Source organism: Actinoplanes sp. NBRC 103695, from assembly GCF_030269485.1.
Lineage (GTDB): Bacteria > Actinomycetota > Actinomycetes > Mycobacteriales > Micromonosporaceae > Actinoplanes.
The window spans coordinates 242,523-262,695 of sequence record NZ_BSTL01000007.1; the positions used below are offsets into that span (position 1 = coordinate 242,523).

Below are 20,173 nucleotides of genomic sequence, written 5' to 3' on the forward strand. Positions count from 1 at the left end.
TCAGAGCCGACCGAAGGAGATCACATGCCCTCCGCGTCCGACGAGAAGCCGACCGCCCACAAACGACTCCTGAGCTGGATCGATGAGGTAGCCGCGAGAACCACCCCGGACCGCGTGGTCTGGTGCGACGGTTCCGACGCGGAATGGACCCGGATCACCGACGAGCTGGTCGAGAGCGGCGCGCTGGTGCGTCTCGACCCGGAGAAGCGCCCGCGGTCCTTCTGGGCGCGCACCGATCCCGGGGATGTCGCCCGGGTCGAGGAGCGCACGTTCATCTGCTCGGCCGACGAGGCGGACGCCGGACCCACCAACAACTGGATGGCGCCGGCCGAGATGAAGTCGGTCATGACCGAGCTCTACACCGGCTGCATGACGGGCCGGACGATGTACGTCGTCCCGTTCTGCATGGGCCCGCTGGACGCGCCGAACCCGATGTTCGGCGTCGAGCTCACCGACAGCCCGTACGTGGTCGCCTCGATGAAGATCATGACCCGGATGGGCAGCGCTGTGCTGGCGGCGATGGGCGACGACGCACCCTTCGTCCCGGCGCTGCACTCGGTCGGCGCGCCGTTGTCGGAGAACGACGAGGACGTGCCCTGGCCGTGCAACGAGACGAAGTACATCTCGCACTTCCCGGAGACCCGGGAGATCTGGTCGTACGGCTCCGGCTACGGCGGGAACTCGCTGCTCGGCAAGAAGTGCTATGCGTTGCGGATCGCCAGCGTGGCGGCCCGGGACGAGGGCTGGCTCGCCGAGCACATGCTGATCATGAAGCTGACCTCGCCCGAGGGCCGGGTCCGGTACATCGCGGGCGCGTTCCCGTCGGCGTGCGGCAAGACCAACCTGGCCATGCTCGAGCCGACGCTGCCGGGCTGGAAGGTGGAGACGGTCGGCGACGACATCGCCTGGATGCGGTTCGGCTCCGACGGCAGGCTGTGGGCCACCAACCCGGAGTACGGCCTGTTCGGCGTCGCCCCGGGCACCGATTTCCACACCAACCCGAACGCGATGCGGACGCTCGCCCAGGGCAACTCGGTCTTCACCAACGTCGCCCTGACCGACGACGGCGACGTCTGGTGGGAGGGCATGGGCGACCCGCCGGCGCACCTGACCGACTGGCGGGGCGAGGACTGGACGCCCGCCTCGGACACCCCGTCCAGCCACCCGAACAGCCGCTTCTGCACGCCCATCGAGCAGTGCCCGATCCTCGCGCCGGAGTACGACGATCCGCGTGGCGTACCCATCGACGCGATCCTTTTCGGCGGCCGCCGGCGCACCACGATCCCGCTGGTCAGCGAGGCTCGCGACTGGACGCACGGCGTCTATCTCGGTGCCACGCTCTCCTCCGAGACGACGGCCGCCGCGGTGGGGAAGACCGGGGTGGTTCGCCGCGACCCGATGGCCATGCTGCCGTTCATCGGCTACCACGCCGGCGACTACTTCCAGCACTGGCTGGACATGGCCAAGGGAGCGTCCGGCGACGAGGCGAAGCTGCCGAAGGTCTTCTACGTGAACTGGTTCCGGCGCGGCGACGACGGCCGTTTCCTGTGGCCCGGCTTCGGCGAGAACGCACGCGTCCTGAAGTGGATCTGCGAGCGGCTGGACGGCGGCGGCGAGGCGGTCGAGACCGCGGTCGGCCACGTGCCCACGCCCGAGGCGCTCGACCTCACCGGCCTGGACATCTCGCGCGCGGACGTGGCCGCCGTCCTGTCGGTCGACCGGGCCGAGTGGGAGGCCGAGCTGCCGCAGATCACCGAGTGGTTCGAGCGCTTCGGCGACAAGCTCCCGGCCGTCCTCTGGTCCGAGCTGGACGCGTTGCGCGCCCGGCTGGGAAGTGGATGAGCCAGTGGTAGGCCAGAGCGGTATTTGCTCCCGAGATGCCGCCGCGGTCTACCACTAAATACGCTGGCGGCATGACGACGGTCGAGAGCGGGGTGCGGCCGGTCGCGGTGCGTGCGCTGACCTTGCTGCTGGCCGCGACGGCGGCGGCCACGGTCGTGGTCGAGCTGCTCAATTACGTGTACGCCCCGGAGCCCGGCGCCGGGCTCTGGGTGCGTACCGGGTGGGCGCTGCTGCGTACCCTCGGATGGTTGATCTTGATCTCCCAGGTCCGCCGGGGACGTGCCGGCGCGCGGCCGGTCGGGCTGATCCTGGCCGTCACGACCGTCTTCGCGGTGGGCCGGCTGATCGTGCCGCAGAGTGGCGCACCCGCGATGGCCGGCGTCATCGGGTTCGGCGTCCTCGTGGTGCTCTGCACGAGCGTGGTCGTGCTGCTCTACCGGCACCCCGCGATCGGCGAGCATCTGGTGCGGCATCCGCGCCGGATCGGACTCGGCCCGGACGGCATCACCTTCCAGGAGACCGCGCCCAAGCGGGAGGTCGGCGTCTGGCTGATGACCGCGCGGGTGTCCGCGTTCACCTACAGCCCGCTGATGCTGGTGCCCTGCCTGATCTCGGTGGGCGAGCTCGGCGACAAGCCGGAGTACCTGCTGGCCGTGATCTTCTGGTTCGTGGCCGGGTTCGGTGTCAGCTACGTCGTGCTGCTGAGCACGTTCTTCCTGCTGCGCGGCAAGGCGTTCGCCCGGGTGCTGCTCGGCTGGATCGGGCTCGGCGTCCTGCTGATCGACCTGCCGCTCTGCTACCTGCTGCTGGGCGTGGACGGGCTGATCCGCGACGGCGCGCCGCTGGTCGTGGCGGTCGCGCTCACGTCGTACGCCCTGCTGAGGGCGCGCCCTAAACGCTGAACCGGCCGACCAGGGCCTGCAGGTCGTTGGACATCCGGGCCAGGTCCTCGGCGGCGGTCTGCGCCCCGGCGACGTTCTCCGTGGTGACCCGGGTCGTGGTGGCCAGGGTGTCGATGCCGGCGGCGATGTCGCCGACGCTGCCGGCCGCCTCGCCGACACCGCGGTTCATCTCGGCGGTCGTCGCGGTCTGTTCCTCCACCGCCGCCGCGATCGTGGTCTGGTAGTCGCTGATCTTCATGATCACCATGTCGATCTCGCCGATGGCGGTGATCGCGGTGCCGGTGTCCGCCTGGATCGCGTTGACCCGGGCGCCGATGTCCTCGGTCGCCCGCGCCGTCTCCTGAGCCAGATCCTTGACCTCCGACGCCACCACCGCGAACCCCTTACCCGCGTCACCCGCCCGAGCCGCCTCGATGGTCGCGTTCAGGGCCAGCAGGTTGGTCTGCTCGGCGATCGACGTGATCAACTTGATCACGTTGCCGATCTCGGCCGACGACTCACCTAGCTTGGTGACGGTCTGGTTGGTGGACTGCGCCATCTGCACGGCCTGACCGGCGATCGCGGCGGCCTGGTTGGCGTTCTCCGAGATCTCCCGGATCGACGCGCCCATCTCCTCGGCCCCGGTGGACACCGTGTCGACGTTGCGCCGGATCTCCTCGGCCGCCGTCGCGATCCGGGAGGCCTGGTCGCTGGACTGGTTCGCGCCACCGGCGATCTCGTTGTTCGAGGCGGAGAGCTGGGTCGCCGCGGCGGCCAGCGACTGCGACGCGGTGCCGAGGGTCTGCATCGCCTCCCGCATGCTGCCCGTGGCCCGGTTCAGTGAGCCCGCCATGGCACCCACCTCGTCGGTGGATTGCACGTCGACGGTGCCGGTCAGGTCGCCGTCGGCCACCCGCGCCAGGGTCTCGCTGACCTGCCCCAGCGGGCCGACGATGCGGCGGACGGTCAGCCAGCCGAGGGCGGCCGCGAGCACCAGGCCGACGATCAGGGCGGTGATCAGCAGGGTCCGGTTGGCGACGTAGGTCGAGTGGGCACCGCCGGCGGCCGAGGCGGCATTCTCGGCCTCGATCTTCCGGAGGTCGTCGAAGGCGTTGTTCGCGGCGTCCACCAGCGGCGCGGCGTTACCGTAGGCCTTCTCGAAACGCGCGTTGTCGCTGCCCAGGGCGGCCGGGAGGAGCTGGTCGTCGCGCTCCTGGCCGAAGGCTTCCAGCGCCAGCTTCAGCCGGTTGGCCGCGGACTGCTGCGCGGGCGTCATGCCGAGGCCCTCGTACCGCGCGATGCCGCTGTCCACCTCCTCGGCCGCGGCGTGGGCGGCGTCGCGGTACCGGCCGGTCGCCGCCGTGCTGCCCGCGATGTCGGCCATGGTCAGGGCGAACAGCTCGTCGTCGAAGTCGCCCTGCACGTCGGCGAGCTGCGACCCGGGCACCAGATTCTCCTGGAAGATGGCCGTCGCTCTGGTGTCGAGCTGGTTCAGCCCTAGGATGCCGAACGTCGTGGCGGTGAGCGCGGCCAGCAGCGCGACGCCCAGCGCCATGGTGATCTTGACTCCGACCCGGAGATTGCCGAACCAGCGAGCGCCAGTGAAAGAAGCCACCGATCCACTATCAGACAGATGCCGGGCGCGACGCGGCGATATCGGGGTATCCCGTGCGGGTGGACTTCGATGTGGTCGTGGTGGGTGGCGGGCCGGCCGGTTCCAGCGCCGCGCTCGCCGCCCGGCGGGCGGGCGGCCGCGTTCTCCTCCTGGACAAGGCGCGGTTCCCCCGCGACAAGCCGTGCGGCGACGGCATCGCGGCGGAGGCGCTCGACGTGCTCGCGGGCCTGGGCGTCACCGGCGTCACCGACGGCTACCCGCCGGTCGAGCGGCTGCGACTGGTCGGACCGGGCGGTGCGGCGATGGACCGGCCGTTGGCGCGGCCGGCGCACACCGTGCCGCGACGCGTGTTCGACGCCCGTCTGCTCGACGCGGCCCTGGCGGCGGGCGTCGAGTTCCGCCACCACACCGTGCGTTCGCTGCGCCACGGCGCCGAGCAGGTGACGATCGACGGACAGATCACGGCCGGCACGGTGATCGGGGCCGACGGCGCGGGCTCGATTGTCCGCCGGCTGAGCGGGCGCCGGCCCAACCCGTCCGGGCATGTGGCGATCGCGATCCGCGGGTACGCCGCCGCGACCGGCGCCGAGCAGCTGATCGTGACGACGAAGGCGCGCTGGCCGGCATACGCGTGGTCCTTCCCGATCGGGGACGGTACGGCCAACGTCGGGTACGGCGAAGTGCTGCGCGGGGCGCCGCTCAGCCGGGCGTACCTCCTGGATCGGATGGACCGGATGCTGAGCGCGACCGAACCGCGCGGCCTGCGTGCCCACCACCTGCCGTTGTCGACCCACCGGCCGCCGCCGGCGGCCGGCCGGGTGCTGCTCGCCGGCGACGCGCTCTCGCTGATCAACCCGCTGACCGGCGAGGGCATCTTCTACGCCGTGCTCTCCGGCGCGCTCGCCGGCGCGTCCGCGATGACCGCCGACCCGGGCGCGACCTACACCCGGGCGCTGCGGGGACGGCTCGGCCGGCACCTGCGCCATTCCGGCTTCGCGACCTTTCTCACACGACGGCCGTCGATGGTCGACGCGGCGGTGCGGGCGGCCGCGAGAGATCAGCCCGTTTTCGACCGCATGGCCGCTCTGGGCCTCGCTGACGGAATCTTCGACTTTCGCACGATCGGCCGCATCGGTCGCGAACTGTACCGCCGCTCTTGAGCGCTGGCGGGGGATGACTAGGCTTCAGGGCGATGAGTCTGCGGTCCCTGGTCTATCGGCTGTACGAGCGGCGGCTCGCCGGAAAACTGGTCGGCAAGCCGGTGCCCCAGCATGTCGGCGTCATTGTCGACGGCAACCGGCGCTGGGCGCGTGAGATGGGTTACGTCGACCCCAACGACGGCCACCGGGTCGGCGCCGCGCGGATCAAAGAGCTGCTGGCGTGGTGTGACCAGGCCGGCATCGGGCACGTGACGCTCTACCTGCTGGCCACCGACAACCTGCAACGCCCGGCGGCCGAGCTCGACCCGCTGCTGGCCATCATCGAGGACCTCGCCACAGAGCTCGCCGAGGAGGGCAACCCCTGGCGGCTGCGCATGGTCGGCGCGCTCGACCTGCTGCCCGCCGCCACGGCCACGGCGATGAAGGCGGCGCAGGAGAAGACTCGGGGCCGCACCGGTGGCGTCGAGGTGAACATGGCGGTCGGTTACGGCGGCCGGCGTGAGATCGCCGACGCCGTGCGGTCGTTGCTGCACGAGCAGGCGGCGGCCGGCCGGACCATCGAGGAGATGGCCGAGATCCTCGACGTCGAGCACATCGCCGAGCACCTCTACACCCGCGGTCAGCCCGACCCCGACCTGGTCATCCGGACCAGCGGCGAGCAGCGGCTCTCCGGTTTCCTGCTCTGGCAGTCGGCGCACTCGGAGTTCTACTTCCACGACGCCAACTGGCCCGATTTCCGCCGCATCGACTTCCTGCGGGCGCTGCGGTCGTACGGCAGCCGACAGCGCCGTTACGGCGCCTAAGGCCTGTCTCGTGGATCACCCAAGTGCGAGGCGGGCTCTGGACCCCTCCGCGGCCCTGGGCGATCCACGAGTCAGGACTGAGAGCTCCCTAGAAGTTCCGCAGCCCGTCGCGCAGGAAGTCGGACACCGCGGCTGGTGACTCCAGCGTCAGGTCGGCCGCGCTGGACACCTCGGCGCCGGTCTCCGGGTTGGCCACCGCCACACACATGCCGAAGAAGCCGGGATCGACCGCCTCGCGGGCGCGCAGCGCGTCGAAGGCCTTGATGTCGCTCATGTCGTCGCCGAAGTACCAGGCGCAGCCGGCCGATTTCACGCCCTCGCTGATCACCATGCCCTTGTCCTGGTCGACCGGCGGTTTCAGCTCGGACACCATGCGCCCGCCCTGAGTCCGCAGGCCCAGCGCCTCAGCCTGTTCGTGCGCCCAGCGCCCGACCGCGTCGGCCAGCTGCGGCGCGGTGCGGTAGTGCAGGGCGACCGAGAGTCGCTTGTACTCCACCAGGATCTGGGCGGGCAGCTCGGCGCGGGCGCGCTCGGCCAGGTCGGACATGGCCGGCACCCAGGGCAGCGCGGCGGGCTCGGTCACCACCTCGCCCTCGTGCCACACCTCCAGCCCGTACAGGCCGTAGAGGTCGACCTTGGCCAGCCGCTCGAAGCGGGACCTCAGGAAGCTCACCGGACGGGCGGACACGATCGCCACCCGGGACACCACGCCGGCCAGCTCGTCGAGCACCTCCAGAACGGAGGGCACCGGCTGGGAGGCGTCGGGGTCGTCGGTGACAGGGGAGAGGACACCGTCGAAGTCGAAGAAGAAGGTGGTGTCCTTGGCGCGCTCGGCGGTGAAGCGCCACGCTGCATCGGGGGCCGGTGGGTGAGAGGGGCGTGCGGTCTCTGCCACGAGCCTCAGATTACCCGTATCGGCGGGCAGTTCATGCACGGGAAGTTCTCAACCATCACCGAGCGGTGCGGCGTGTGACCGTGCCACTACCGCGCATGGCGGATGAACGCTAGCGTTTGTCGTATGGCCGGGGGTCAACCCCAGCCAGCCGGCCGCCCGGACCTGCGACAGAGAGCGCCACGGGGCCCGCATCCCGACCCCGTGCATTGGCGATGGGCGCCGGAGGTGGCGGACCGCGGGCGTACCGGGTTGCACGCTCGCTGGAGCAGGCCTGTGACATCTAGCCGATCTGACGCCGGGGCCCCTTCACCAGACCCGGCCGCCAAAGTCTCCAGCACTCGAGCCGCAGCGGGCCGTCGCCGGTCCCGCGATCGGCACACCGATCAGGAACCCGCCCCGGCCGGGCGGGTTTTTGTGCTGGACACCTCGGTCCTGCTGTCCGACCCGGCGGCGTTCCGCCGGTTCACGGACCACGAGGTGATCGTCCCCCTCGTGGTGATCTCCGAACTGGAGGGCAAACGCCACCATCCCGAGCTCGGCTGGTTCGCCCGGCAGGCGCTGCGCATGCTCGACGAGCTGCGCATCAAGCACGGCCGGCTGGACCAGCCGGTGCTCTGCAACGACGAGGGCGGCACGGTGCGGGTGGAGCTGAACCACGCCGACCAGAGCGTTCTCCCGCAGGGCTTCCGGAACGACTCGAACGACACCCGGATCCTCTCGGTGGCGCTCGGCCTGGCCGCGGAGGGCCGCGAGGTCACCCTGGTCAGCAAGGACATGCCGCTGCGGGTGAAGGCCGCCTCGGTGGGCCTGACCGCGGACGAGTACCTGCACGGCCAGGCCAGCGACCCGACCTGGACGGGCATGGCCGACCTGACGCTCTCCGAGGAGGAGGTCAGCCGGCTCTACGCGGGCGAGGAGCTCGAGCTGGAGGAGGCCGGAAGCCTCCCGAGCCATACCGGTCTGGTCATCCACTCGCCCAAGGGATCGGCGCTCGGGCGGGTCAACCCCGACAAGACCGTCAAATTGGTACGCGGGGACCGCGACGCGTTCGGCCTTCGTGGCCGTAGCGCCGAGCAGCGGGTGGCTCTGGACCTGCTGCTCGACGAGTCGATCGGGATCGTGTCGCTCGGCGGCCGGGCCGGCACCGGCAAGTCCGCGCTGGCGCTCTGCGCCGGCCTGGAGGCGACGATGGAGCGCAACCGCCACAAGAAGGTGGTCGTGTTCCGCCCCCTGTACGCAGTCGGCGGCCAGGAACTCGGCTACCTGCCCGGCAGCGAGGCCGAGAAGATGTCGCCCTGGGCGCAGGCGGTCTTCGACACGCTGGGCGCGGTGGTGCACGCGAACGTCATGGAGGAGGTCATGGGGCGCGGGCTGCTGGAGGTGCTGCCCCTGACCCACATCCGCGGCCGGAGCCTGCACGACGCCTTCGTGATCGTGGACGAGGCGCAGTCGCTCGAACGGAACGTCCTGCTGACCGTGTTGTCCCGGATCGGCCAAGGGTCACGCGTTGTGCTCACCCACGACGTCGCGCAGCGGGACAACCTCCGGGTCGGCCGGCACGACGGTGTGACCGCGGTCATCGAGGCGCTGAAGGGGCACCCGATCTTCGCCCACGTGACGCTGACCCGGTCCGAGCGATCTCCGATCGCCGAGGTGGTCACCGACCTGTTGGAGGAGATCCCACTGTAGGGGGCACCCGGTCGGGGGAATTCGACCGGGTTTGAGGCGAAAGGCCATGTGAGCTATTTCACAACAGCGTGCCGTCGTTTCACAACGACTTCACGTTGCGCAATGGTGTCTGGCGAGCGCCATCGCGTGGCCCACCTGGTTGAGATCGACTTCGTGGCCACCGCCTCGATCGAATCCGGTCGAGGCGACGGCCCCGGAGGGGGTCGCGGTGCTCGCGGCACGGTCCGCCACCGACGTGTTCAGTTGGTGACTCTCCGTGTCGCGTCATTGCCCCCTACGAAGGGATCACTTCGTGAATCGGCTCTGGAGCCGGGTCGGAGTTCGCGTCACCTCGGTCGGACTGCTCGTACTGGGCATCGTCGGTGGCGTTTACCTCGGACAAAGCCGGGCGACCCAGCAGCAGGGTGCCGAAGCGAAACTCGTCGTCCAGGCGGACGCTGATGAGCTGCAACTGCTGAAACAACGTCAGTCCCTGCACGCCGCCGCCCGCGCGTGGCAGCGCCAGGCGGAGAGCGACGCGGCCGCGAAGGCCGCCGCCGAGGCCAAGGCCGCCGCCGGCAAAGCGCGGACGCTGGAGAAGAAGGCGATCGACAAGAAGGTCGCCGACAAGAAGGCCGCCGAGGCCAAGGCGAAGGAGAAGGCCGAGGAGTCCTCCTCCGGCGGCGGTGCCGACGTGCCGTTCACCGGCGACATCCCGGCGTCCTGCGACGAGTTCTCCGGCAACCGCGCGATCGGCTGCGCCATCATGCTCGACAAGGGCTTCAAGATCGACCAGTTCCCCTGCCTGAACAAGCTGTTCGACAAGGAGAGCAGCTGGAGCACCAAGGCGGAGAACAAGTCCTCCGGTGCGTACGGCATCCCGCAGGCTCTGCCGGGCAGCAAGATGGCATCCGAGGGATCCGACTGGAAGACCAACCCGGCCACCCAGATCAAGTGGGGCATCGGCTACATCAAGGGCCGGTACAGCACGCCGTGCGGCGCCTGGTCGCACTCGCAGAACACCGGCTGGTACTAGCAAGCACACGGCGAGGGGGGTACGCCCGGCGCGTACCTCCCTTTTTCGTATCCGAGCGGTGGTCAAATGTCCACATGGTCCGGAAAGCAAGCTTGCTCCTCATCGCCGCGGTCCTCGTGCTCACCGCGCTCCCCGCGCGAGCTGCCGACGTCGTGGTCGGCGGCGACCTCGCCCCGCAGGGCACCTTCCCCTGGCTCGTCCGGCTCTCCATGGGCTGCGGCGGCACCCTGATCGCGCCGAAGGTGGTGCTGACCGCCGGGCACTGCGTCAAGGGAACCGGCCGCGACAAGAGCATCGAGGTCACCGCCGGCGTGACCGACCTCAAGTCGGCCGAGAAGATCACCGCCCGTTCGGTGAAGGTGATCCGGGCCGCCGACTTCGTGGGCGAGACCAAAGGCGACGACTGGGCCGTGGTGAAGCTGGACCAGAAACTGGACCTGCCGACGCTCGAGCTGGCCGGCGAAACGGTGCCGGACGGCCCGTACACCATCATGGGTTGGGGTTTGACCAGCGAATATGCCGAGAAGCAAGAGCGGCGGCTGCGCTATGCGACCGTGCCCGTCGTCGCGGACGCGGTCTGCGCCAAGGCCTACGAGAAGGCCGACGTCGAGCTGGTCGAGGACGAGTCGATCTGTGCCGGCCGCAAGGGCGTGGACACCTGTCAGGGTGACTCCGGCGGGCCGATGGTCGCCGAGGCCGACGGCGAATGGGTGCAGGTGGGCATCGTCAGCTGGGGCCTCGGCTGCGCCCGGGAGAACTATCCGGGCGTCTACACGCAGGTCGGGACCTTCCGAGAGGCGATCCAGAAGGCCGTCCACAAGCTGACCTGAGCGGTGGCCGGTCGTGCACCGGCCTGTCACCATGGGTTGCATGGCTATCGGTTTCGGCGACACGACGGACGACACCGCCGCGACCAGGTTCGGCACCGTGCCGTTCTACGCGTCGCTGGGCCGCGCGTTCGTCACCATGTGCGCGGTGATTCCCGTCCTCTTTCTCGTCGAGGTGCTGGACATCGGCGTCGACGGCCGGCTCGACGTGGCCGGCGGCATCATCCCGCACCGCATCGACGGCCTCGACGGCGTGCTGTTCAGCCCGTTCCTGCACGCCGGCTGGGACCACCTCTACGGCAACGCGGTCCCGCTCATCCTGGTCGGCACGTTCGCCCTGGCCGGCGGCGCCAAACGGTTCATCTGGTCGACCTTCCTGATCATGCTGATCAGCGGCCTGGGCGTCTGGCTCATCGGCGACCCCGACAGCGTGGTGGTCGGCGCCAGCGGCGTGATCTTCGGCTACCTCGGCCTGCTCGTCGCCCGCGGCTTCGTCGAGCGCAGCTGGTGGAACCTCGGCGTGGCCGCGTTCATCGGCCTGCTGTACTGGTACCAGCTCTACAACGTGCTGCCCACCGACCAGCCGATCTCCTGGCAAGGCCACCTGCTCGGCCTGCTCGCCGGCGCGATCGCCGCGATCATCTTCCGCCGCCGTCGCCCCCGCGCGCAGCAGCCCCTGATCGGCGGCCCCAACCTCTACGGCGACTGACTCTCCACAGTCCCGCGATCATCGTGTGATCTGACACACGGATCGTGAGCGCTGTGAATACACGGGGGAATCGTCTCGGAGCGTGGCTGGGTCATCCGGCGACGCTGATCGCGCTGCTGGTCCTGGTGGTCAACGACCACGTCCTCAAATCTCTCTGGCCCGGCCCGGTCACCGGCAAGCTCAGCGACGCCGCCGGCCTGGTCCTGGCGCCGCCGCTGCTCGCGGTGCTGATCCGGCGCCCCGCCGCCGCGCTGTGGTCCGTCGGGGTGGGCTTCTTCCTGGTCAAGGCTTTCCCGTACGCAGCCGAGCTCGCCTCCGCGGCCTGGAGCGTCGTGCACGGCCCGTCCCTCATCCGCGCGGACCCCACCGACCTGCTGATGCTGCCGTTCCTGGCCGTGGCCTGGTGGGCGTCCATTTCCACGACTTTCGCCGCCGCCCCGCGCTGGCTGCGCGCCCTCCGCATGGCGGTCGTGCTGCCGCTGGCCCTCGTCGGGGTGGCCGCGACCAGCGCCGTCCAGTACCCCTTCGCCACCAACGTGATCAGCACCCCCGACGCCATCTACCTGTACGGCGACAAGTCCTACGACTCGCCGGAAATCAGCCGTGACAACGGCGTGACCTGGGAATCCATCTCTCCCTCGCCGGCCCCCTCGGCTGCTCCCACCCCTTCCCCTTCCCCTTCACCCATTCGCCGGGCCTGCTCCGGGACCGAGCCGCTGATCTGCTACCGGATCGTCCCGAAGGCGCTCGGCGTCGAACGCAGCGTCGACGGCGGCACCACCTGGACCACCGACTGGCACGTCAACGACTCCGACCGGAAGCAGCTGAGCAGGCACTACGCCGAAATCGGCGACCTCGACGAAGACCTGGCGACACTGGCGGTCGCCGTCCACGACCGCCGATCCGGCGGCCACGTGGTCCTGGCCGCCAACGGCCGCGACGGATACGCGAAGCGCGACCCCGACGGCCGCTGGCAGCGCATCGGCTTCCCGCCCAGCGACACCACCCCACCCGAGCTGGGCGTGCACACCCGCACCCAGAATCGCTTCGAGCTGGGCATGATGATCAGCGTCATCACCCTCCTCGGCGGGCTGGTGATCATCGCGGGCGGAGCATCCGCGGCCACCCGCGCCCGCAACCGCCGAAGCCGCTGGTGGCTGGCGCCGTGGCTCCTCCCGGCGGGCGCCCTGCTTTTGCTGGCCTTCGCCTACGGAGGCGTGGACGACTGGATCCTCCGGGTCTTCCTGCTGATCAGCCCCGCAGTGATCATCCTGGTGACGCTGGGCCTCTCGATCACCGTGACGGCCAACGTCCACCAGGACGGCGCGGGGCATACCCGATGGGCCTGGATGACTTGGGCGGCCGGTGCGGTGACGGTGCTGCTGACGCTCGGGGTCTGGCTGGTGCCGGGCTCGCCGGGGATGCATCTGCTCTTCTCTGTTGTGTGCTGCCTGCCTGGTGGTCTGCTGGCTTGGCGGGCGGCGCGGCGCATCCAGCCCACACCGAGGATGACCGCGCCGCCGATTCCGTACAGCGACTGGTCGGGACGTTCGTCACTCTGATCGTCCTGTGGACAACCGCGAAAGCGGCCGTGGAGCGAGCTAGATTGACGCCCACCCAGTGCCGGGGTGGGGGTGGCGGCGGGGGCCGCGCCGCGTCAAAAATTCGCGGCGTGCGGCGTGCGGCGTGCGGCGTGCGGCGTGCGGCGTGCGGCGTGCGGCGTGCGGCGTTCTCGGCCGATTCAGACGAGCGCGGCGGCCAGGGTTTGCAGGTGTTCGGGGGCGGCGGTTCCCACGACGATGATGGTGCGTTGCTGGTCGTTCAGGACCAGGGCCAACTCGCCGGGCCGGGCCAGGTAGCTGCGCCATGCGGCTTCGCCGGCTCGGACGGTGCCGCGGGGCTTGGCTTCCTTGCCCAGTTCGGCGGGGAGGAGTTGCTCCGGGGGGACGTTGCTCTCGATCACCAGGGCCGAGTCGTCGTCCGGGGCCACGTAGCCGAGGCGGAGGGTCGAGCCGTCCACGGTCTTGCGCCAGGTCGCCGAGGTGGTGTGCCAGTCGTCGCCGAGGTCGCCGGGCACGGCGATAGGGAAGGCGGCGGCCGCCTGGGCTTCCTGGATCGTCGCCGCGGGGTCGACGGTGATCGGGGCGTCGCCGCTGAGCACGACGCGGTAGAAGGTCAGCAGCAGCGCGATCGGGATCAGCAGCACGAGCAGGGAGATGACCATGTCGCGCGGGGAACGGCCCTCGCTGCGGCGCAGCCTGACCGGCGCGGCGGCGGCAGGCGGCGCGGCATCGGGCGACGACGACTCCGGACGGTCTCGGCCGGGTCGAGCCTCATTGTCTGCTGCGTCGTCTCCCACCGCACCATTGTTAACCATGTCGCGTGCACGGGACTTTGCGGCTCGGCTCGTGTGAGGATCGGGACATCCACAATCGCAGAGTCGCGAGGAGGCCCTTCGTATGCCCGGCGCCCGTGTTCCCCAGGACCTCGACCGCAACATCGCCCTCGATCTGGTTCGGGTGACCGAGGCCGCGGCCATGGCCGCCGGACGCTGGGTCGGCCGCGGCGACAAGGAAGGCGGCGACGGTGCGGCCGTCGACGCCATGCGCAAGTTGATCAACTCGATTCAGATGCGCGGCGTCGTGGTGATCGGCGAGGGGGAGAAGGACAACGCCCCGATGCTCTTCAACGGGGAGCAGGTGGGCGACGGCACCGGGCCCGAGGTGGACGTGGCGGTGGACCCGGTGGACGGCACCACGCTGATGTCCAAGGGCATGCCGGGGGCGGTGGCGGTGCTCGCGGTCGCCGAGCGGGGTGCGATGTTCGATCCGAGCGCCGTCTTCTACATGGAGAAGATCGCGGTCGGCCCGGACTGCGCCGACGTGGTCGACATCAACGCGGGCGCGACCGAGAACCTGCGCCGGATCGCCCGGGCCAAGCGGTCCAGCATCGCCGACGTGACCGTCTGCATCCTCGACCGGCCGCGGCACGCCGACCTGGTCAAGGAGGTGCGCGACGCGGGGGCGAACATCAAGTTCATCTCCGACGGCGACATCGCGGGTGCGATCTCGGCGGCCCGGTCGGAGTCCGACGTCGACGTCCTGATGGGCATCGGCGGCACCCCGGAGGGCATCACCGCGGCCTGCGCGCTGAAGTGTCTCGGCGGCATGATCCAGGCGAAGCTGTGGCCGCTGGACGATTCGGAGCGGGAGAAGGCGATCGCCGGCGGCCACGACCTGGACCGGGTGCTGACCACGGACGACCTGGTGACCGGGGACAACTGCTTCTTCGTGGCGACCGGCGTGACCTCGGGCGACCTGCTGAAGGGCGTCCGCTACCGGGCCGGTGGCGCGCACACCCAGTCGATCGTGATGCGCTCGAAGTCGGGCACGATCCGTGTCATCGACTCGTGGCACCGCCTGGAGAAGCTCGCGCTCTACTCCGCGGTCGACTTCGACGGCCACCTGCCGACGGTCGGCGCCGAGGGCGAGTCCGAAATTCCCTGAGTTCAAAACCGTTCAGGGGTACGTGCACAGCACGGTCACGTCATCAGTGGCCCGGGCCGTCGTCGGTCCGGGCCGCTTCTCGCTTCCGCGCTGTCCCGGTGGGTCGCGCCAGAAAGGCCCAGGTGGCTCGTGCCAGAGAGCGCTGACGCCGAAAAGCGCCTGTCCGACGCGGAGGTGCGGGCAGCGCGGTCGTCTCTGGCGGGTCGCGCTAGACGCGGGGGTGCGGCCACCGCGGGCGTCCCTGGCGAGTCGCGCTAGTCCGACGCCGAGGTGCGGGCAGCGCGCGCCTCCTCGATGCGGGCGCGGGCCCCGTCGAGCCACGTCTGGCAGACGTCGGCCAGTTTCTCGCCGCGTTCCCAGAGGGACAGCGACTCCTCGAGGGAGCTGCCGCCGGTCTCGAGGCGTTCCACCACCCCGGCGAGCTCGGTGCGGGCCTGCTCGTAGGTCAGTTTCTGGTCGTCGGTCACTCGGGCTCTCCCACCGTCACTCGCAGGTCGCCTTCGGCTAGGCGTACGCGAAGCTGGTCGTCGGTCTTGACCTCGTCCGCCGCGCGGACCACATGGCCGTCGGCACGCTGCACGATGGCGTAACCGCGCTGCAGCGTCGATTTCGGGGACAGCGCGCGCAGGCGGGCCACGGTGTGGCGGAGGTCGTCGTCGGCGCGGCGCAGGCGATTTTCCAGGCTGCGGACGGCGCGGTCGCGCAACGCCGTGACCTCGGTGGCGCGCTGGTCGATCAGGGTCTCGGGGCGGGCCAGCGACGGGCGGGAGCGCCACGCGTCGAGCCGGTGCTGCTCGCGGTCGAGCAGGGTGAGCACGGCGCGGTCGAGGCGGCGCCGGGCCGAGTCGATGAGCTGGCGTTCCTCGGTGAGGTCGGGCACCAGGCGCTTGGCGGCGTCGGTCGGGGTGGACGCGCGCACGTCGGCCACGTAGTCGAGGAGTGGCGCGTCCGTCTCGTGGCCGATCGCGCTGACCACGGGCGTCCGCGCGCCGAACACCGCCCGGCACAGCGCCTCGTCGGAGAAGGGCAGCAGGTCCTCCACGCTGCCGCCGCCCCGGGCGATGACGATCACCTCGACGGTGTCGTCGCCGTCCAGCACCTTGAGCGCGTCGATGATCTGCGGCACCGCGGTCGGGCCCTGCACCGGCACGTTGATCACCCGGAAGTCGACCGCGGGCCAGCGCCGCCGGGTATTCATCAGCACGTCGCGCTCGGCGGCCGACGCGCGGCCGGTGATCAGCCCGATGCGCTGCGGCAGGAACGGCAGCCGGCGTTTGCGCTCCCGGGCGAAGAGCCCCTCGGCGCCGAGCAGCTTTTTCAGCTTTTCCAGCCGGGCCAGCAGCTCACCGAGCCCGACCTGGCGGATCTCGTCGGCGCGCAGGCTCAGGGTGCCGCGGGCCGGGTAGAACTCGGGCTTGGCGTGCATCGTGACCCGGGCGCCCTCGGCGAGCTCGGGCGCGCCCGCGTCGAGCACGTCGCGGTGGGCGGTGACGGTCAGGCTGAGGTCGGCGGACGGGTCGCGCAGGGTGAGGAAGACCACCGTGGACCCGGGCCGGCGGCTGATCTGGGCGACCTGGCCGTCGACCCACACCCAGCCGAGCTTGGCCACCCACGCCCCCACCTTCTGACTGACGACGCGGACGGGCCACGGCTCGTCGGGGGTGCTCTTGGGCTCCTGGGTCACGGGCATCAGGGTACGGAAGTGGTCCGACAGTTCCGCGCGCCCGGGCGCTCGATCGGCGTAGGTCATACTTCATCGATGGCTGACGCGGTACCGGACGAAGCGCAACAATCCGGCGATATCGAGCCGGACGCGGGCAGGGGCGGCCGGTTCTGGGCCTGGGTGCTGGGCGCGATCAGCCTGGTCGGCGGCCTCACCTGGATCCTTCTCAACCTGAGCCCGCCGGTCCCGGCGGTGGACATCGCGGTCGGTGCGGTGGTCGCGCTGGGCGGTCTGGTCCTGCTCATGCCCCATCGGGTACGCCTGCCGCGCCGTCCCGCCTGGCTGGTGGCGCTGGGCACCGGCGTGGCCGGGACGGGGGCCGGCCTGCTGGTGTCGTCCGCGGCGGTGTGCTGCATGTTCGCGTACGTCGAGGGGCGCGGTTTCCCGTTCAAGTGGCTGTCCCGCGGCGCGGCGGCCGACTCGCCGGACGTCGCCCGCCGGGTCACCGAGAGCCTCGGCTGGGACGTGGACGTGGCCTCGCTGCTGCTGAGCGTCTTCGTCTGGGCGTACCTCGGCATCTTGATCTTGACCGTGGTGACGCTGGTGCGCCGCAGGCCCGAGCGGTAAGTCCGTTTCGCCCCGCGAGCGGGGTCTTCGGCGCGATACTCGGGCCGTGAGCAGCACGGGGAAAGCCCAGGTGAACGACGTCGAGGACGAGGCACCCGGACTCTGGACCTCGTTCGGCACCGCGCTGCGGCTGATCGTCGGCTGGTTCTGCGTCGCGATCGGGGTGCTCAACCTGCTGGTCGAGGTGGACCGGAACCGCGGGGATCCGCCGGACACACCGTTCTTCCTCTTCCACGTGATGCTCTTCGTGGGCGGGATCACCCTGCTGGCGGTCAGCTGGCTGGGCCGCGGCCCGGGACTGCCCGGATACCTCGCCGGCGCCCTGGTCACCACGGCCGGCATGGTGGTCAGCGGGATCCCGGTCACGCCGTCGGTGTGCTGCAGGACCGCCTTCGACGTCCGGCACGGCTGGCCGTTCACGTTCGTGGCTCGCAACGAGGGCGTGGGCGAGGCGGCCCGCTGGCACATCGACAGCCAGCACCTGCTCGCCGACCTGCTCTTCTGGGGGTACGCCGGGCTGATCGCCCTGGTCATCGTGGCCATGGTCCGCCGAGCCGTGACACCGCGGGCGGAGCCGTCCGAGGAGCCGGCCGAGCCTGAACCGGGCCCGCTGGGCGCCGTCCACGCCGAGCAGCGAGCGCTGGCCGCCGAGGAGAAGACCGGCGAACGGGCGAACGTACCTGGGGAGACCGTGTGAAGGCCTGTGGACAACCGGGCTGCGGACGACCAGGTCTGGCTACCATGGTCGAGTGACCGAATCTCGTAAGCGTGTGCTTCTGGCCAAGCCCCGGGGCTACTGCGCCGGCGTCGACCGGGCCGTGCAGACGGTCGAGGAGGCGCTCAAGCTCTACGGCGCCCCGGTCTACGTGCGCAAGCAGATCGTGCACAACAAGCATGTGGTGAGCACGCTCGAGGCGAGCGGGGCGATCTTCGTGGAGGAGAACGAGGAGGTCCCCGAGGGGTCGACCGTCGTGTTCTCCGCCCACGGGGTGGCGCCCGAGGTGCACGAGCAGGCCCGGCAGCGCAACCTCAAGGCGATCGACGCGACCTGCCCCCTGGTGACGAAGGTGCATCAGGAGGCGAAACGGTATGCGGCCGACGACTACGACATCCTGCTCATCGGTCACGAGGGCCATGAGGAGGTCGTCGGCACGTCGGGTGAGGCGCCGGCGCACATCCAGCTCGTCGACGGGCCGGACGGCGCCGACACCGTGACCGTGCGTGACCCGTCCAAAGTCGTCTGGCTGTCGCAGACCACGCTGTCGGTCGACGAGACGCTGGAGACCGTCGCCCGGCTGAAGACCCGGCTGCCGCTGCTGCAGTCGCCGCCGAGCGACGACATCTGCTACGCGACGTCGAACAGGCAGCACGTGGTCAAGGAGATCGCGCCGGAGTGCGACGTGGTGATCGTCGTCGGCTCGACCAACTCGTCGAACTCCGTGCGCCTCGTCGAGGTTGCCCTGGGTGCGGGCGCGAGGGCCGGCCACCTGGTGGACTACGCGTCGGAGATCCAGGACGAGTGGCTGGAGGGCGCGACCACGGTCGGGGTGTCCTCCGGCGCGAGTGTGCCGGAGGACCTGGTGATGGAGGTGCTGGCGCACCTGGCCGACCGCGGGTTCGGCGAGGTCACCGAGTTCACGACGGCCGAGGAGCGGCTGACCTTCTCGCTGCCCCCGGAGCTGCGCCGCGACATGAAGGCCGCGGCCGCACGCCGCGACATGACGGCCGCGCTCAACAGCTGACGGCTGCGGGCGCACGCCGCGCTCAATAGCTGACGGCTGCGGGCACACGCCGCGCTCGGGAGCTGACGGCCGGGGCCGCGCTCAGGAGCTGACGAGCTTTTCCAGTGCGGGCACCAGCGAGTCCGGCGCCGGCATGGCGGCGATCTCGGCCGCCACCTCCTGGGCGGCCGCGCGCAGGGACGAGTCGGTGAGCAGTCGCCGCAGGTCGGCGGGGGTGATGGACTTGGCGGCGACGGCCAGGCCGGCCCCGCGCCGTGCCAGCATCTCGGCGTTGTGCTTCCGGTCGCCCGCCCCGGGCGTCGCCAGCTGCGGCACGCCCGCCGCGAGCCCGCCGAGCACGCTGCCCGCGCCGGAGTGGTGGATGAAGGCCGCCGCGTGCGGCAGGAGCTCGTTGAGCGGTACTCGGTCCACGGCCCGGACGTTCGGTGGCAGGCCGCGCGTGGTCGCGGGCCGCACCAGCACGAACTCGGCGTCGACCTGCTCGGCCGCGGCGATGATCGCGGGGCCGGGGTCGCCGTCGTTCGGTCCCTTCAGGGTGCTGCGGCTGACCAGGACCCGAGGACGGTCGGAGGGCGCCAGCAGCCAGTCCGGGACCGTGCCGCCACCGGAGTACGGGACCGGCCGCATCGGCACGGCGCCCGCGTCCATCGGCCGCAGCGACGGCGGGATCACCCCGATCGTCAGCTCCGGCGCGGGGATGTCCACGTCTCTCAACGAGGAGCTGGTCGTCACCGCGTGAAAAAGCTCGGCCGCCGACCACAACGTGTTCTCCTGCAGGACCGACGGGACCGCGAGGCGGCCGGCGACGATCGCCCCGGCCTCGCTGAGCGGCTCGAAGACGATCAGGTCGGGTCGCTCCCGCTCGGCCAGCGCCATCAGCGGGTCGACCAGGGCCAGGTTGGCCCGCCCGAAGAGTTCGCCGACGAAGCCGTGCCCGGCCACGCCGCGCATCTCCGCCCGGGCGGTGCCGGGATGGCGGAGGGCGGCGCGGAGGGCGGCGCGCGGGAGGCTGAACGATGCGCCGATGTCGGCCGTGCGCAGACCCCTCACCTCAGGCGGGCTGTGCTTACCCACGAAGTTACCGCTGGCCAGGATCACCTCGTGCCCAGCCTCGTGGCAGGCCGCGGCCAGGGGGATCAGGGGCAGGAGGTGGCCTTGGAGCGGTGCCGCGACGAACACGATGCGCATGCCCCGCGTTG

Annotated in this window: 19 protein-coding genes; 13 read left to right on the top strand and 6 right to left on the bottom strand. The window is 70.8% G+C overall.

The annotated features are described in order from the left end of the window. Window positions 1-24 precede the first annotated feature (24 nt). Window positions 25-1,842, top strand: a complete 1,818-nt coding sequence (locus QSK31_RS14415; protein ID WP_285684234.1) for a phosphoenolpyruvate carboxykinase (GTP) — start codon at window positions 25-27, stop codon at window positions 1,840-1,842. Between the two features lie 71 nt (window positions 1,843-1,913). Next, window positions 1,914-2,744, top strand: a complete 831-nt coding sequence (locus QSK31_RS14420; protein WP_285684236.1) for a hypothetical protein — start codon at window positions 1,914-1,916, stop codon at window positions 2,742-2,744. Here the strand turns inward: QSK31_RS14420 and QSK31_RS14425 are convergent. Then, entirely contained in the window at window positions 2,734-4,338 is a 1,605-nt protein-coding gene (locus QSK31_RS14425; RefSeq protein ID WP_285684238.1) for a methyl-accepting chemotaxis protein, read from the bottom strand. The genes QSK31_RS14420 and QSK31_RS14425 overlap by 11 nt on opposite strands. Before the next feature lie 59 nt (window positions 4,339-4,397). Here QSK31_RS14425 and QSK31_RS14430 point away from each other — a divergent pair, with 59 nt between their 5' ends. Together QSK31_RS14430 and QSK31_RS14435 are read left to right on the top strand one after the other, a co-directional pair. Then, window positions 4,398-5,498 (top strand): NAD(P)/FAD-dependent oxidoreductase, encoded by a 1,101-nt coding sequence (locus QSK31_RS14430; RefSeq protein ID WP_285684241.1) that lies wholly within the window; start codon window positions 4,398-4,400, stop codon window positions 5,496-5,498. 32 nt (window positions 5,499-5,530) lie between these two features. Continuing rightward, window positions 5,531-6,301: an isoprenyl transferase gene (locus QSK31_RS14435; RefSeq protein WP_285684243.1), complete on the top strand. Its 771-nt coding sequence runs from the start codon at window positions 5,531-5,533 to the stop codon at window positions 6,299-6,301. A gap of 88 nt (window positions 6,302-6,389) precedes the next feature. Here QSK31_RS14435 and otsB read toward each other — a convergent pair whose 3' ends face one another. Continuing rightward, window positions 6,390-7,196, bottom strand: a complete 807-nt coding sequence (otsB, locus tag QSK31_RS14440) for a trehalose-phosphatase (RefSeq protein WP_285684244.1) — start codon at window positions 7,194-7,196, stop codon at window positions 6,390-6,392. 273 nt (window positions 7,197-7,469) lie between these two features. On the opposite strand from otsB, the gene phoH2 reads away from it, so the two are divergent. The 5 genes from phoH2 to QSK31_RS14465 all read left to right on the top strand — a co-directional run bounded on the left by phoH2 (window position 7,470) and on the right by QSK31_RS14465 (window position 12,998). Beyond that, a complete protein-coding gene (gene phoH2, locus QSK31_RS14445; RefSeq protein WP_285684245.1) occupies window positions 7,470-8,885 on the top strand; it encodes an RNA 5'-3' helicase PhoH2 in 1,416 nt (471 codons plus the stop codon). 292 nt (window positions 8,886-9,177) lie between these two features. Further along, window positions 9,178-9,900: an aggregation-promoting factor C-terminal-like domain-containing protein gene (locus QSK31_RS14450; protein ID WP_285684246.1), complete on the top strand. Its 723-nt coding sequence runs from the start codon at window positions 9,178-9,180 to the stop codon at window positions 9,898-9,900. A 74-nt stretch (window positions 9,901-9,974) separates the two neighbouring features. Further along, a complete protein-coding gene (locus QSK31_RS14455; protein ID WP_285684247.1) occupies window positions 9,975-10,730 on the top strand; it encodes a serine protease in 756 nt (251 codons plus the stop codon). Between the two features lie 40 nt (window positions 10,731-10,770). After that, complete coding sequence (locus QSK31_RS14460) at window positions 10,771-11,436, top strand: rhomboid family intramembrane serine protease (RefSeq protein ID WP_285684249.1); 666 nt, start codon at window positions 10,771-10,773, stop codon at window positions 11,434-11,436. A gap of 53 nt (window positions 11,437-11,489) precedes the next feature. Then, entirely contained in the window at window positions 11,490-12,998 is a 1,509-nt protein-coding gene (locus QSK31_RS14465) for a hypothetical protein (protein ID WP_285684251.1), read from the top strand. Between the two features lie 179 nt (window positions 12,999-13,177). On the opposite strand, the gene QSK31_RS14470 is transcribed toward QSK31_RS14465, so the two are convergent. Continuing rightward, window positions 13,178-13,795 carry a DUF4245 domain-containing protein gene (locus QSK31_RS14470; protein WP_285684252.1) on the bottom strand — a complete coding sequence of 206 codons (618 nt, stop codon included), beginning with the start codon at window positions 13,793-13,795 and terminating at the stop codon, window positions 13,178-13,180. Window positions 13,796-13,895: 100 nt separating this feature from the next. Here QSK31_RS14470 and glpX point away from each other — a divergent pair, with 100 nt between their 5' ends. Then, window positions 13,896-14,942 carry a class II fructose-bisphosphatase gene (glpX, locus tag QSK31_RS14475; RefSeq protein WP_285684254.1) on the top strand — a complete coding sequence of 349 codons (1,047 nt, stop codon included), beginning with the start codon at window positions 13,896-13,898 and terminating at the stop codon, window positions 14,940-14,942. A 254-nt stretch (window positions 14,943-15,196) separates the two neighbouring features. On the opposite strand, the gene QSK31_RS14480 is transcribed toward glpX, so the two are convergent. Then, on the bottom strand, window positions 15,197-15,409 hold the full coding sequence (locus QSK31_RS14480) for an exodeoxyribonuclease VII small subunit (RefSeq protein WP_285684256.1): 213 nt from the start codon (window positions 15,407-15,409) through the stop codon (window positions 15,197-15,199). Continuing rightward, entirely contained in the window at window positions 15,406-16,626 is a 1,221-nt protein-coding gene (gene xseA, locus QSK31_RS14485) for an exodeoxyribonuclease VII large subunit (protein WP_285684257.1), read from the bottom strand. The genes QSK31_RS14480 and xseA overlap by 4 nt, the downstream gene beginning before the upstream one ends. Before the next feature lie 75 nt (window positions 16,627-16,701). Between xseA and QSK31_RS14490 the strand changes: the two genes are divergently transcribed. The 3 genes from QSK31_RS14490 to QSK31_RS14500 are packed head-to-tail and all read left to right on the top strand — an operon-like array spanning window position 16,702 to window position 18,974. Then, a complete protein-coding gene (locus QSK31_RS14490) occupies window positions 16,702-17,232 on the top strand; it encodes a hypothetical protein (protein WP_285684259.1) in 531 nt (176 codons plus the stop codon). Window positions 17,233-17,278: 46 nt separating this feature from the next. Further along, the gene (locus tag QSK31_RS14495) at window positions 17,279-17,929 is read left to right on the top strand and encodes a hypothetical protein (protein WP_285684260.1); all 651 of its coding nucleotides are present in this window, start codon (window positions 17,279-17,281) and stop codon (window positions 17,927-17,929) included. 52 nt (window positions 17,930-17,981) lie between these two features. Beyond that, window positions 17,982-18,974, top strand: coding sequence for a 4-hydroxy-3-methylbut-2-enyl diphosphate reductase (locus QSK31_RS14500; protein ID WP_285684262.1), 993 nt, complete (start codon window positions 17,982-17,984; stop codon window positions 18,972-18,974). 81 nt (window positions 18,975-19,055) lie between these two features. Here QSK31_RS14500 and QSK31_RS14505 read toward each other — a convergent pair whose 3' ends face one another. Next, on the bottom strand, window positions 19,056-20,162 hold the full coding sequence (locus tag QSK31_RS14505; protein ID WP_285684263.1) for a nucleotide disphospho-sugar-binding domain-containing protein: 1,107 nt from the start codon (window positions 20,160-20,162) through the stop codon (window positions 19,056-19,058). Between the last annotated feature and the right edge of the window lie 11 nt (window positions 20,163-20,173).